The organism is Vibrio sp. NC2, assembly GCF_025195005.1.
Taxonomy (GTDB): domain Bacteria; phylum Pseudomonadota; class Gammaproteobacteria; order Enterobacterales; family Vibrionaceae; genus Vibrio; species Vibrio splendidus.
On record NZ_JANVFC010000010.1, the window covers coordinates 51,594 to 66,478 of the forward strand.

11 protein-coding genes are annotated in these 14,885 nt (G+C 44.7%); 6 read left to right on the forward strand and 5 right to left on the reverse strand.

Going from position 1 to position 14,885, the window contains the following annotated elements:
• Positions 1-128: 128 nt before the first annotated feature.
• The 5 genes from gnd to NX845_RS14220 form a co-directional block, all read right to left on the reverse strand.
• A complete protein-coding gene (gene gnd / locus NX845_RS14200) occupies positions 129-1,577 on the reverse strand; it encodes a decarboxylating NADP(+)-dependent phosphogluconate dehydrogenase (RefSeq protein ID WP_004733587.1) in 1,449 nt (482 codons plus the stop codon).
• A 28-nt stretch (positions 1,578-1,605) separates the two neighbouring features.
• Positions 1,606-2,340, reverse strand: a complete 735-nt coding sequence (gene pgl / locus NX845_RS14205) for a 6-phosphogluconolactonase (protein ID WP_017093220.1) — start codon at positions 2,338-2,340, stop codon at positions 1,606-1,608.
• On the reverse strand, positions 2,337-3,839 hold the full coding sequence (gene zwf, locus NX845_RS14210) for a glucose-6-phosphate dehydrogenase (RefSeq protein WP_004733585.1): 1,503 nt from the start codon (positions 3,837-3,839) through the stop codon (positions 2,337-2,339). Before zwf ends, pgl begins: the two co-directional genes overlap by 4 nt.
• 437 nt (positions 3,840-4,276) lie before the next feature.
• Complete coding sequence (locus NX845_RS14215; RefSeq protein ID WP_004733584.1) at positions 4,277-4,972, reverse strand: response regulator; 696 nt, start codon at positions 4,970-4,972, stop codon at positions 4,277-4,279.
• Positions 4,973-5,041: 69 nt separating this feature from the next.
• Positions 5,042-6,649, reverse strand: a complete 1,608-nt coding sequence (locus NX845_RS14220) for a sensor histidine kinase (protein WP_260256960.1) — start codon at positions 6,647-6,649, stop codon at positions 5,042-5,044.
• A 661-nt stretch (positions 6,650-7,310) separates the two neighbouring features.
• On the opposite strand from NX845_RS14220, the gene NX845_RS14225 reads away from it, so the two are divergent.
• From NX845_RS14225 to NX845_RS14250, 6 genes are all read left to right on the forward strand, one after another.
• On the forward strand, positions 7,311-7,538 hold the full coding sequence (locus tag NX845_RS14225) for a hypothetical protein (RefSeq protein WP_004733582.1): 228 nt from the start codon (positions 7,311-7,313) through the stop codon (positions 7,536-7,538).
• Between the two features lie 215 nt (positions 7,539-7,753).
• Positions 7,754-9,211: a TolC family protein gene (locus tag NX845_RS14230; protein WP_054542149.1), complete on the forward strand. Its 1,458-nt coding sequence runs from the start codon at positions 7,754-7,756 to the stop codon at positions 9,209-9,211.
• 3 nt (positions 9,212-9,214) lie between these two features.
• A complete protein-coding gene (locus NX845_RS14235) occupies positions 9,215-10,189 on the forward strand; it encodes an HlyD family secretion protein (protein WP_054547676.1) in 975 nt (324 codons plus the stop codon).
• A 7-nt stretch (positions 10,190-10,196) separates the two neighbouring features.
• Positions 10,197-11,582, forward strand: coding sequence for an ABC transporter permease (locus tag NX845_RS14240; protein ID WP_065682194.1), 1,386 nt, complete (start codon positions 10,197-10,199; stop codon positions 11,580-11,582).
• Positions 11,579-12,733 carry an ABC transporter permease gene (locus NX845_RS14245; RefSeq protein ID WP_260256937.1) on the forward strand — a complete coding sequence of 385 codons (1,155 nt, stop codon included), beginning with the start codon at positions 11,579-11,581 and terminating at the stop codon, positions 12,731-12,733. The genes NX845_RS14240 and NX845_RS14245 overlap by 4 nt, the downstream gene beginning before the upstream one ends.
• Positions 12,734-13,288: 555 nt before the next feature.
• On the forward strand, positions 13,289-14,830 hold the full coding sequence (locus tag NX845_RS14250; protein WP_004733576.1) for a sodium:alanine symporter family protein: 1,542 nt from the start codon (positions 13,289-13,291) through the stop codon (positions 14,828-14,830).
• Positions 14,831-14,885: the final 55 nt, after the last annotated feature.

Here is a 14,885-nt window from a genome sequence, read left to right on the forward strand (position 1 = left end):
ACACCTTTATTATTCAGGCCTAAGTAAGAGAACGCGAACCAACAAAAAAGGATGCCAATTGGCATCCTTTTGTTTTCTAGTTTTTAGCTGAAAGAACGAACGTGTTCTTTACTGATTCTAACTAACGATTATACGTCGTAAGTTGTAGAAGCAGTGTCGCCGCCTGTACCAGTCCAGTTTGTGTGGAAGAATTCACCACGTGGACGGTCAGTACGTTCGTAAGTGTGAGCACCGAAGTAGTCACGTTGAGCTTGTAGAAGGTTCGCTGGAAGACGAGCTGTAGTGTAGCCGTCTAGGAACGTCAGTGCAGAAGTCATACATGGCATTGGGATACCAGATTCCATAGACTTAGCTGCAACTTTACGCCAAGCGCCCATGCAGTTGTCTAGGATGCCTTTGAAATATGCATCTGAACCTAGGAAAGCGATCTCTGGGTTCGCTTCGTAAGCATCACGAATGTTGCCTAGGAATGCAGAACGGATGATACAACCGCCACGCCACATAAGAGCAACGTTACCGTAGTTTAGATCCCAGCCGTTTTCGTTCGACGCTTCACGCATTAACATGAAACCTTGAGCGTAAGAGATGATCTTAGAAGCAAGTAGAGCCTGACGGATTGCATCAACCCACTCTTGCTTGTCGCCTTCAACTGGCGCAACAGTCTTGCCGAACAGTTTCTCAGCTTCAACACGTTGATCTTTAAGTGCAGACAGGCAACGAGAGAATACAGACTCAGTGATTAGAGTCAGTGGGATACCCATGTCTAGTGCGTTGATACCTGTCCATTTGCCTGTACCTTTTTGGCCAGCAGTGTCTAGGATCTTCTCAACTAGCGCTTCACCGTCTTCATCTTTGTAGCCAAGGATGTCAGCAGTGATTTCGACTAGGTAGCTGTCTAGCTCAGTTTTGTTCCAGTCAGCAAATACAGCCTGCATTTCGTCGTGGTTCATACCTAAGCCATCTTTCATGAACTGGTATGCTTCAGTGATAAGCTGCATGTCACCGTATTCGATGCCATTATGAACCATCTTAACGAAGTGACCAGCACCGTCGTTACCAACCCAATCACAACAAGGCTCACCTGCGTCAGTTTTCGCAGAGATACCTTGGAAGATAGGCTTAACCGCTTCCCAAGCTTCAGGAGAACCGCCTGGCATGATAGAAGGACCGAAACGAGCACCTTCTTCACCACCAGAAACACCCGTACCGATGAAGTGGATGCCTTTCTCGCGAAGAGCAGCAACACGACGGTTTGTGTCTGGGAAGTTAGTGTTACCACCATCAATGATGATGTCGCCTTTGTCTAGAAGTGGTACAAGCTTGTCGATGAACGTATCTACAACATCACCAGCACGAACCATAAGCATCACTTTACGTGGCGCTTCTAGTTTCTCAACTAGCTCTTCTAGAGAGTAAGCACCAACAATGTTAGTACCCTTAGCTGGGCCTTCTAGGAACTCGTCTACCTTAGCAGCAGTACGGTTGTGAGCCACAACTTTGAAGCCGTGGTCGTTCATGTTTAGGATAAGGTTCTGACCCATTACTGCTAGGCCAATTACACCGATATCACCTTTCATTATTTTATCTCCTTGCGGCTATTCGCACTTATGCGATAGCACTTGCTGCATTTGAATCTAGGAACCACTCTGTTTCGCCAGTTTTAGACTGGATTTTCGCTGCCGGGTAAGGCAGTTCTGAAGCAGGAGTTGTATGAATTTCTTTAACGATCTCAACTTTACCTGCACCCAGTACTAGGTAGCTGATTCGTTTTGCTGCTTCTAAAACTCTCGCTGTTTTAGAAACACGGATCTGGCCCGACTCTGGGTGAGAAGCTAATACAGATAGGTTCTCATCTTGGTAGTCAGTTGCACCCGGGAATAGTGAAGCTGTGTGGCCGTCTGCGCCAACACCTAGCAGGATCCAATCGAATACAGGCGTGCCGTTTTCAGTTGGAATCACGTCTGCCATCTCTTTTGCGAAACGCTCTGCTTCTGCTTTAGGCTCATCTTCACCACGGATGCGGTGGATGTTCTCTGCAGGAAGGTTTACGTTTGTAAACTCTTTTAGTTTCGAAAATAAGAGTGTATTCGCTTCACCGAAGTTGCTTTCAGCGTCGTCTGGTGCCACGCAACGTTCGTCGCCCCACCAGAAATGAAGGTTATTCCATTGAATGCCTTCTGCGTATGGCGCTTGAGCTAAAAGCTTGAAAAGCATTTTTGGCGTGCTGCCACCCGACAATGAAATGTGAACAGGTTTGCCCTGCTCGCTGTATGCTTTCATTTCATTTGCTAGGTTTTCAACGACCAGTTCAGGCGTTGCAAAGATCTTGTGATTGATCATAGTTCGCAGTAATCCGTGTCTGTTAAGTTTTTGCATGGGAAACGCCATGCGCGGCCATCACGCTGCAGAAGCTCATCGGCTTCTTGCGGGCCCCAAGTACCACAAGCATAGCCAAACAGTGCTTGAGGGTCTTGTTTGAGATCTAAGATCGGTTGAACGTACTTCCAACATGCTTCTACTGCATCGGTACGTGCAAATAGAGTCGCATCACCGTTCAGCGCATCAAGAAGAAGACGCTCATAAGCCGTCAGCATTTGAGTTTCAGGCAAGTCAGAGTAAGAGAAGTTCATTTTCACTTCTTTTGCTTTGAAGCCTGCACCCGGCTCTTTCAAACCAAAGCTCATCTGAATACCTTCATCCGGTTGGATACGGATAATCAGCTTATTCTCTGGTGCATCTTGACCAAACACTGGGTGTGGCGTGTTCTTAAAGTGAATCACGATTTCAGTCACACGTGTTGGTAAGCGTTTACCCGTACGTACGTAGAAAGGAACACCATTCCAACGCCAGTTGTTGATATGTGCTTTAAGACCAATGTACGTTTCAGTACGAGAGTCGTCTGCGACACCATGCTCTTCGCGGTAACCAGGCAAGTGCTGACCACGAACATCTGATGCTGTGTATTGACCTAGAACCAAATCTTTACGCAGGTCGTCTTCTTCCAGTGGTTTCAGACACTGAAGTACTTTAACCACTTCGTCACGAATTGAATCCGCATTGATTTGAGCTGGTGGCTCCATACCAACCATTGCTAATACTTGTAGCAAGTGGTTTTGGAACATGTCACGAACTGCGCCAGAACCGTCGTAGTATCCGCCACGCTCTTCAACGCCAAGGAACTCAGCACCTGTGATTTCAACGTATTCAATAAAGTTACGGTTCCACAGTGGTTCAAACATCGCGTTTGAGAAACGAAGCACTAGAAGGTTTTGAACCGTCTCTTTACCAAGGTAATGGTCGATACGGTAGATCTGGTGTTCTTGGAAGTGATGATGGATCTCTTCATCTAACGCTTGAGCTGATGCTAAGTCGTAACCAAATGGTTTCTCGATGATCAGACGACGCCAGCCGTTCTTTTCATCGTTCAGGCCATGCGCAGCAAGGTTTGCTGGGATCACACCATATAGGCTTGGCGGGGTTGCCAAGTAGAATAATGTGTTATGGTTTTCGAATTGGTAGTCTTGCTCAAGCTTGTCTAGACGTTGTGCTAAACGAGCGTAGTCGTCTACATCTGAAGTGTTGATCGCTTGGTAATGCAGATGTTCAATAAATGCATTCAGCGTCTCTGGCTCAGTTTTTTCCATTTCCTGAAGAGACTTCTTCAGCTTCTCACGGTAAGACTCATCGCTGTACTCAGTACGGCTCACTCCAAGAATCGCAAAGGATTTTGGTAGTTGATTGCTAGCATACAGGTGGTACAAAGCAGGAATTAACTTGCGGTAAGTTAGATCTCCCGATGCACCAAAAATAACGATGCTGCTGTTTTCAGGTATTACCATCATCTTTCCTATAAAAACAAGGTTTTTAGTATTCGCCAAAGGTATCAGCGACATACGAAAATAGATAATAGGTCTTGGCTATTACATCAATAGCGAGTGCCTATTACACTTGAGAATGCGTTTGGTAAACGAGGGTGAAAGCTATCACCTCTATTCGGGACAGTATTGTCTATGAGTATTTGATTTACATCAACCACTGTGAAAGCAATCGATTAAATATTGACTCATTTCGAACAAATTCTAATCGATAGCTCAGTTCGCCGAGCCCGAGAGTGAAGCAAATCGGTATTCTCAAACATTGTAGTCAAGAAAGAACGGTATCTGGTCGGTGGAGTGAATAATAGGAAATGGAGAGAAAGGCAAAACCAGCCTATTCAACTGGCTTTATATTTATTTGACAGCATCGCGTTTGTCTTTGTGACTTGTTGTCGCTAAATCTATCTTCTAGCTTTGTTGTAGCAGCGTTCTGGGCGGCCTACTGACCCGTAATTTAAGTCGGCCACTAACTCACCAGTCGTGATTAGAAATTCCAAATAGCGTCGAGCGGTGGTTCGGCTTGCTCCAATACGTTCACCTGCTTCATCTGCTGTAATATCAGCAATGTCGGCTTGTTGAAAAATGGCTCTAATTTTATCAAGCGTTACGCCATCAATCCCTTTGGGTAAGGTTGACACTTTTCCTGAGTCCGCTTTCGCGTTGGCTTGCAGCATCTTATCGACCAAACCTTGGTTCAAATCAGACACACTTTCAAACTCTTGCAGCTGCGATTGATATTTTTTCAGCGCCGCTTCTAAGCGAGGAAACATCACAGGTTTCAGCAGATAGTCCACGACTCCACCGCGCATTGCCTGTTGCAAGGTGTCGACGTCTCGGGCAGCAGTAATCAAAATCACATCACAACCCTGATTACTACCACGAACGTGATTCAAAATATCAAGCCCGCATCCATCCGGCAGATACACATCCAATAAAACCAAGTCAGGCTTTAATATGTCTAATTGCATTAACGCTTCAGACTGCGTGGTCGCAATCCCCACCACATCAAAGCCACCCATCTGTTCTAAATAACGATGATGTAGCTCTGCAATCGCAATATCATCTTCAATGACCATGACTCTCGTGATTGCGCTCATTTATGTTCTTCCTTTAACCATGCTTTTTCCGTCACGATGATCTTCACTCGATCACTTCGCGCTTAATTATTATTGTGCTTCTTTTGGCAGATAAACCGTCATTCGCGTACCAAAATCGTGGTTGTCGACCATTTCAAGCTGTCCTTGATATCGGTCTGCCAGTTGCTTTATCAAATACAAACCGACGCCGCGATTCTGTTTCGCTTTACTTGATACGCCTTTTTCGGTGAGTGCTTTCGTCGCCAAGTCTTTCGGCAAACCACACCCTTTGTCTTCTACTTCTACGATAATTTCATTACCAAAATCACTGATTGAAACTTCAATAACTCGACGCGCAGGAGTAATTTGACCTTCTTGCTTGATAGCCGTCATAGTGGCATCAAAGGCGTTATCAATCAGGTTGCCAAGAATTGTGACAACGTCATCCGCGTTCAGCCAGCTAGGCAATGCTTCAAGCCTTGAGCCTTCTTCGACTTTGAGCTCTAAACCTATTTCTCTTGCACGCTCCGTTTTCCCCAAGAGCATGCCTGCAATGAGCGGGTCTTTAACGGTTTCACGCAAGAACTCGATCAAGCTTTGATAGTGCGCTGTTTCTTGGCCAATCAGCTGTTGTACTGAATCCAACTCGCCCATCTGGATCAAGCCACTAATGGTGTTGAGCTTGTTTTGATGCTCATGGGTTTGTGAACGGAGTAAATCAGCATACTCTTTGGTTTGTGAGAGCTGGTCTGTTAAGTCGTTGATTTCATCTCGCAATCGAAAGCTGGATACCGCCCCAACGACTTCACCCGCCACGATAATTGGGCTGCGGTTGGCAACGATTCGCTTATTGTTCAGGTACAGCTCGACGTCGTGATCGGTTTCACCAGTGGATAACAGTTGCTCTAAATCACTGCCGGCCAATACATCTGAAAGGCGCTGTTGGTTAAGTGCAGACTCTCTATCGATAGACAAAATATCGCAGGCACTCTTATTAATAGAACGTAAAATTCCGTGCTTATCGATACTCAGAATACCTTCTTTCACGGTACTCATAGTCACATCTAACTCGACATACAGTCGGCCGATCTCTTCGGGTTCAAAGCCTAAAATAGCGCGTTGAAAGCGACGAGACACATAACTTGAAATCAAAGCGTTGACCGCAACCACCAGCAACGCCATCACAATCAAAAAGGCTAAATAAGGTTCGATTCGGTCTTGTAACGAGTCCAACAAGTAGCCAACCGACACCACGCCAATGACAGTGCCTTGTAGGTCTTTAACCGCGGATTTACCACGGACAGAGAAGCCAAGTGATCCTTTGGCCGTCGACACATAAGATTCACCCAACACCAATGCTTTTTGGTTATCACCACCGCGCATTGGTTTACCAAGCCTGTCATCATAAGGGTGAATCAGGCGGATACCTTTATCATCTCCCACAACGATAAACGCCGCGCCAATGAGTTGGGTAAGGTTTCGAAATTTAACTTGAGTTTCTTCAGACAGAACGTAGGGAGCGCCATTAGGGCCCATCGTTCCATTTTCTTGAATAATGCTGGTGACAAGTGGCGATTCAGACAGAAATTCAGCAACACCTAACGCTTTCAAACCCATCTCTTGTTCTTGAGATTGTTTGATATAATAAAACCCAGCCGCTGAAAGTATCAAAAGTTCAACAAGACCAGTGACCGTCATGATAATCAGCAGCCTTTTACGGAAGCTGATACTACTCCATTTCATATTCCACCGTCCCTAGTGTTAGACGAGCAATGTTAACACCAAGTTAATTAGATGACCTTTCTACGTACGCGAATTTGTGACTGTTACTCAACTAAATAATTGAGCAGATTATTAATTGATAATCCTTTACGTTGTTCACCTCGATTAATCGTTCGCTTTTAGAACGGATTAGCTTAAAAATCAAAATAAACGAATAAATATTGAGCTAGATCACTAAGCTTTTAGGTGTTTTTTAGGTTGTTTAAAATAAATACAATTATAATAGTTGCATATGAAGAAGTTTATTGTTGCCAAGCCATAAGTCATGATTTTCAGACTCTGCTTTAAATCGAAATTTCGATTAACAAAAAGACAACAACTCTTCGCTCACTGGACGTATCTATAACGAAACGTTGCACGCTCGCCGCTAGGATTGTTGAACAAATAGGTATCAACCTAACCTCATTCATACATCTCTATTTACACTATAGGCCAGCATGACAACTCAGAGGTGCCTGATAAAGCAGCGCCCAATAATAAAACATTGATGAGCAGGAAGTATCGATCAGTGGCAACGTCCAATAGAAACAGGATTAAAAACATAACGTATAAACATTGTTGAAAAGGAAACCAGGCAATGAAACGCGATAATTTTGGAATTTGTCTTACTAAGACCATGCTGTTCAAACACTTGCAATCGACTTTTACTCACGTAAGAGCCTATGAGAAAGACGGTACCTCCCCTCTCGATCTCAAGGTATTGTTAGCGTTCCCGCAAATGTCGGGCAGAGATTTATTACAAACAATGCAAGGTTCAAGACAATTGGTGTGGCGCGCCGATCACCATTGTCCTGGCTTTAAATAAGCCGCTTCATTTTGTAAAAACGCTTCTATACTGAACTTAAAAAGCACGCTTATGCGTGCTTTTTAAGTTTCATTTATCTCTGATATCTTCATCACTCAATCCTATTTACACTTGGTTAACGAGTTATGAGACTTTCTCTAAGTGTGAGAGAATCTAATCAAGACAAATGACTATTGCCCTGTTAACATTAGAGTTAATACTCTAATTGGTATTTAATGCAGATGACCAAACCAAAATTTCGATACCTTGCGATCGCCAGTATGCTTCTCGGCACCATGACTTCGCCAGGCTATGCTGCCCCGCTCACTTTTTCTGAAGCGTGGCAAATATTACAAGAAAACAACAACTCACTTGCGGCTCAACAAGCCAACGTTGAACGTTATCAACACCTTCAGAACTCAACGAGTAGCCTCAACTTGCCTTCTATCACCTTAGGGGCTAACTACACGCACCTTGATAGTGACGTGACGATTAATGGTGAACAGTTTGCCGATAGCTTGAGTGGCGTACCGGCTGGTTTGTCTGGTATTGGAGCCATTGCCCCTGGACTGGTTTCATCTCTTGGAGGCATCACCTCAACCATCACCGAACAAGACATCTTTAGCTCTTCTATTCGCGCGGTTTGGCCTATCTTCACTGGTGGTCGAATTACCGCTGCGCAAAATGCAGCTGAAGGTAAAAGCGAAGAAGCGCAAAGCCAGCTGTTGATGGAAAGACAAGCTCGCTACGAAGACTTAAGTAAATATTACTTCTCGGTGATCTTAGCGGAAGACGTCGTGAAAACGCGTCAAGCCGTTGAAGCTGGCTTAACTCAGCATCGTGATTTCGCCATCAAGCTTGAACAACAAGGGCAAATCGCACGAGTAGAGCGCTTGCAAGCGGATGCTTCACTAGACAAAGCGGTTGTCGAGCGAACTAAAGCTCAAAACGATCTTAAGATTGCTCAATTAGCGCTGACTCAAATCCTTGGCCAGAGCCAAAGTGTAGAACCTTCAGAGCAACTGTTTATCAATAAGAACCTGCCTCATATGGATGTGTTCATTGACCAAACACTCATGACCTACCCCGGCCTTAAGATTCTTGATGCAAAAGAGAAACAAGCAAGCAGCTTAATTAAGGCTGAGAAAGGTAAATACTATCCAGAGGTATACCTTTACGGTGACTACAGCCTGTATGAAGATGACTCTCTCGCCAGTGAAATGAAACCTGATTGGTTAGTTGGCATTGGTGTGAATGTGCCGCTGCTTGATACTTCTGGCCGTTCAGACAAAGTAGCCGCCGCTCACAGTGCGGTATCACAGGTTCAATTCCTGAAGTCGCAAGCTAAGCAAGACTTAACCGTGTTGGTACAGAAGACTTACCTTGAAGCAAACCAAGCAATTGAAGAGGTTCAAGGCCTGAACTCAAGCTTGGCTTTGGCTCAAGAAAACCTATTACTCCGTAAAAAAGCCTTCACTCAAGGACTTTCGAACTCGCTAGAAGTGGTTGATGCAGAGCTCTACCTTGCGAGCATCAAAACCCAACAATCTGCTGCGCGATTCAAATACCTAATCTCTCTGAACAAGCTATTAGCGCTAACTAGCGAAATGAATGCTTACTCGAGTTACTTAACCTCTTCTGTTCCGTCTGACTTCGACTCAAAAACAGACACCGATAGCCAGTCAAAAGGATAATTCATGAAACCTATTAAGCCCCTTCTTCTATCTTTAGTTGGTATCGGCGTTATTGGCTGGGTCGGATACAGTTTCTACCAAGCTTACCAACCTCAGCCGGTTAAGCTTCAAGGTCAAATCGATGCGCAGCAATACAGTATCTCATCGAAAGTACCTGGCAGAATTGATGAAATATTCGTGCGTAAAGGCGATTCAGTTGAAAAAGGCGAATTGATCTTTTCTCTTCTTAGCCCTGAGATTGACGCGAAGCTAGAACAAGCAAAAGCAGGTCAAAAAGCGGCTGGCGCATTAGCAAAACAAGCAGAGAATGGTGCCCGTACTCAGCAAATCCAAGCCGCTAAAGACCAATGGTTGAAAGCAAAAGCGGCAGCCGATCTTATGGACAAAACCTACCAACGTGTAAACAACCTTTACAACGATGGTGTGGTTGCCGAGCAAAAACGCGATGAAGCCAAAACACAGTGGCAAGCGGCGAAGTACACCGAAAGTGCTGCGTTCCAAATGTATCAATTAGCACGAGAAGGCGCTCGTGACGAAACCAAAGTGGCAGCCGCTCAAAAAGCATTAATGGCGGCAGGCGCGGTGGCGGAAGTTGAAGCTTACGCAAAAGACACGCAGATCCACAGTTGGTTTAATGGCGAAGTGTCTCAGGTACTATTGAGCAGCGGTGAGCTCGCACCACAAGGTTTCCCTGTTGTGACTGTTATCGACACCAAGGATGCATGGGCAGTACTTAATGTGCGTGAAGATATGCTTAAGCATTTCGAGAAAGGCAGCCAGTTTGAAGCGTACCTACCGGCTCTGGATAAATCATTAACTTTCCAAGTGACTCACATCGCCGTAATGGGTGATTTCGCGACTTGGCGTTCAACAGACGCAGCACAAGGCTTCGACTTACGTACTTTTGAAGTAGAAGCGCACCCTGTCGATACGAGCGAAACACTGCGTATGGGCATGAGCCTTGTGGTTGAGCTTTAGGTGACGTATGTCTGCTAACTTTCGATCTACAGGCTCGCAATCTAAAAGCTCGCAATCTAAAAGCTCACAATCTAAAAGCTCACAATCTAAAAGCTCACAATCTAAAGGCTCGCAATCTACAGCCTCGCAATCAACTGAGCATCATAGAGCGAAGAATACCTTGCTTAGGCAGTGGGCGATTGTCCGCAAAGACAAATGGTTGTTGTCTTGCCTAACTTGGATACCTTTGCTTCTTGCTGCCAGTATTTGGCTGATTTTTTCGCAAGGGATCGCTCGTGACTTACCGGTTGCAGTTGTTGACTTGGAACACAGTCAAATTTCGCAGCAGTTCACACGCCTTGTTGATGCGTCACCAACGCTGCAAGTCACTCAGAAGTACAGCTCGGCGAGTGAAGCGGCGAAAGCGATGATTGAACGCGATATCTACGGTTATGTTGTGATACCAAGGCATTTTGACCGAGACCTTCTGCTCGGATTGAATCCGCAAGTGTCTGTGTTCTACAACAGCCAATTTATCTTGATAGGTAAGCTAGTGAATTCCGCGTTGTTGCAGGCTCAGGGGACTTTTAACGCGCAACTTGAGGTCGTTAAGCAGTTATCACACGGTGATACCACGGTGCAATCCGCATTAGGCCAAGCAGTAACAGTGCAAAGCCAGATCACGCCATTGTTCAACAAGAACACCAGTTATGCTCAGTTCTTGGTGTCTGCGGTTATTCCAGCGCTATGGCAGATCATGATTGTGGTGGGCACGATATTGGTTTTGACGGCGAACGTTAGAGCACGTGGTCTTCATGCTTGGTTATCCAACGCCCCTATGAAGTCACTAACATCAACATTAACGCCCTACCTTGTCTTGTTCTTGATGTTTGGTATCGCGTTTAGCTTTTGGTTCTATGTCCTCTTAGACTGGCCGTTTAACGGCAGTTTTGTGGCACTGACCGTCGCCCAACTGCTTACCGTCATCAGTTGTATCATCATGGGTTGCTTGTTTTTCTTCTTAACGCTTGATCCTGCAAGGGCGATGAGTTTCGCCGGCGCCTTCACAGCACCAAGCTTTGCGTTCATGGGCATTACCTTTCCAGTAACCGACATGAACACTGCAGCGCAAATCTGGAGAAGCTTATTGCCCGTGAGTCACTACATCGAAGTACAAACAGCACAATCAAGTTATGGCGCGAGCGCGGCACAGTCTTTGATCAGCCTTTCTTCTATGTTGTGGTACGCGGTTCCTGCTTTCGTGGTGATGTTGTTGATTAAGAAACACTTGGCGAAATCGAATCTGTCTGCACAAACGGATCTAACAGCCCAAGCTGCTCTATCTGCAAAAGCGACGCCTTCAACACAGCAAGAGAAATCTGAACAATCAGCACAACAAGGAGTAAAACGATGAGCTTTACTCAACTGCTCAAGCAAGAACTCTTAGCGGTATTGCGTAACCCTGTTGTACTTCTTACGGTATTTGGTGGTGTGGTCTTCTATTCATTCTTGTATCCATTGCCTTACGCGCACCAAGTTCCTCAACAGCTTAAAGCTTCGGTAGTAAACTTGGACAAGAGTCAAAGCAGCTACCAATTAGAACGAATGGTGGATGCCACTTCTCAAATCGAGTTGGTACGTCGAGACTCCAGCATCGCTGATGCAAAACAAGCCGTGCTTAACCAAGAGATCGGTGGGTTCCTCGTCATCCCAGAGAACTTCTATAAAGACTTACTGCTCGGTAAGAGCCCGACGCTTTCTTACGCTGGCGATGCTTCTTACTTCTTAGTGTACGGAACCATAGTTGAAGGGCTTGCCAAGGCAGGTGGCACGTTAGCTGCGCAAGTTAAGGTCAGTCACTTGTTAGTCGAAGGAGTGCCTTTAGAATCCGCAGCCAAAGGCTACAGCGCGTTTAGCTTGAACCTAAAACCAACGTTCAATAGCCGCATGGGATACATCGATTACGTAGTTCCAGCCGTCTTTGTGTTGATCTTGCAACAAACCTTAGCCATGGCTTCTGGTTTAGTTGGGGCAACCCAAAACGCTCAATCTACGTTTGGCTATTGGAGTAAGACCTCTCCAGCAAAACTGATGCTTGCTCGCTGTTGTACCTTGGTCGGCATTTATTACTTGTTGTCGATGTACTACTTCGGCGCGAGCTTTTCGATGTATGGAATAAATTTGCTCGCCTCAACGACACAAATTTTGACCTTACTGTTGCCCTTCTTATTGGCCAGTTGTTTGATCGGGATTTTTATTGGTGAGCTAGTGCCAAGAAGAGAGTTAGTCACGGTTGTGGTGTTAATCAGTTCAATGCCGCTGATTTTCTCTTCAGGTTTTATCTGGCCTGTTGAAATGATGCCTGAATGGTTAGTACTGCTGTCACAGTTATTCCCAAGCACACCAGCTATCCAAGGTTTCTTAGCGCTTAATCAGATGGGTGCATCTTGGCAAGAAGTGGCGTCTCAATGGACATTGCTGTGGGGACAAGTCGCTTTATGGGGTTCGTTATTAGCACTTAAGCTTTACCACAAGTCGAGTAAACGTACCACTGGCTCGGTTTAACTCTAGTCTCTAAACGCTAAACCTCATGTTCATCGTAAATCATTAAAAATGGCTCTGATAAAGGGCCTTTTTAATGCCCCCTAGCCTGATTCCATCTTCAGCTATCAATTGTTTAAACACTTCACAAGCACATATCGAATATTCAAATTCGCCGACTTCCCTGTGATCCCACACTATACTTCACCTTAGCCCGTCGCTATAACCGCTACTGCATATGCCTTTTGCAACCTAAAAAGCATCGACTTATTCCAAAACAATGACAAAACCCGAACAATTGTAAATTTATTGTAAAAATTTCTTTGAGGGTATTATTTTTATGTATAGGATTATCAGTAGGACTTGGTAAGCCGAATACCATAGTCTTATTGGTTCACATACCAAAAGGATATCCATACAAAGCAAGATCAGTACTTATATTTATTTCGTTTTTCGACCTAGCTACAGCCGTTTATGTTGCCGTCGAATGAAGTAGATAAAACACTGAAATGTAAAAAATCAAATAAAAAACAAACACAACAGCAGCAAACATAATTTAATAAAAAGACAGGGAAAACCATGAAAAACTTACGTGAATTATTTTTTGGGTTTATATTATTGTTTAGTTCCAGTGCATTTGCAGAAGAAGGATCATTTAGTCAAAGTATCAGTAACTTGAGCCAAAGTGTTGATGGTTTTTTCAATGACTACACAGGTTGGTTCGTTGGATTAATATTTAAAAGTGTTCCACTTGGTGAAGCAAACTTCCCAATCATTGTTGGCTGGCTATTGCTCGCCGCGATTATCTTTACTGTTTATTTTGGCTTTGTTCAATTTAAACGTGTTGGCATGGCCATAGACATTATCAAAGGAAAGTATACCGACCCTAACTCCAAAGAGGATGGCGAAGTTTCTCACTTTCAAGCGTTAACAACCGCGCTTTCTGGTACTGTCGGACTTGGTAATATTGCCGGGGTTGGTGCTGCACTTGCGATTGGTGGCCCTGGTGCGACATTCTGGATGATCTTGTGTGGTCTTCTGGGTATGGCGTCTAAATTTTGTGAGTGTACTTTAGGTGTAAAATACCGAACTATCTTACCTTCAGGTGTCGTTTCGGGTGGTCCAATGTACTACCTAAGCCAAGGTCTGAGCGAAAGAGGACTCGGTGGACTAGGTAAAGCCCTTGCAATTGGTTTTGCGTTAATGTGTATTTTGGGTGCGTTGGGCGGCGGTAACATGTTCCAAGCTAACCAAGCACATGCCATGTTAACTTACGCATTCGATGTACCAAGTGAATACGGTGTCATCACAGGGCTTGTACTCGCTACCTTAGTGTTTTCCGTTATCGTTGGCGGTATGCCTTCTATTGCGTCCGTAACAGAAAAAGTTGTTCCTTGGATGGCTGCTCTGTATATCGGTATGGCTCTGATTGTTATCGGTTCTAATCTTGATCAAGTTGGCCCTGCGTTCAGTGCAATCTTTACAGGTGCATTTACCGGTGAAGGTGTGGTTGGTGGATTCATTGGAGCCCTAATTCAAGGTCTAAAACGTGCAACATTCTCAAACGAAGCAGGTGTAGGTTCAGCAGCAATTGCTCACTCAGCAGTAAAAACAAAAGAACCAATCACTGAAGGTCTTGTATCACTACTAGAACCATTCGTTGATACGGTAATCATTTGTACAATGACGGCATTGGTCATCACTATCGCTGGCTTAAACGTAGGTCCATATGATGGAACAGGTTTAACGGGTGTAACGCTTACTGCTGCATCATTTACTGAAACGGCAGAAGTATTTAAATACACACTTGCTCTCGCGGTAATCATGTTTGCGTTCTCGACGATGATTTCTTGGTCGTACTACGGTCTTAAGGCTTGGACTTACCTATTTGGTGAAGGCAAAACAACGGAACTGATTTTTAAAGTGATGTTCTGTGTGTTTGTTGTTATTGGTGCGACGATTCAGTTTGGCGCGGTAATCGACTTCTCTGATGCGGCTATCTTTGCGATGTCTATCTTCAACATTCTTGGCCTGTACTTCCTAATGCCTGTTGTGAAGAAAGAACTGCAATCATTTGTTGCTCGTGTGAAATCAGGTGAAATCAAAACTTACGACAAATAACGTTTAGTGGAATGATGTTGATCTAATAACTAATTTAGGTCTCATAACGATACAG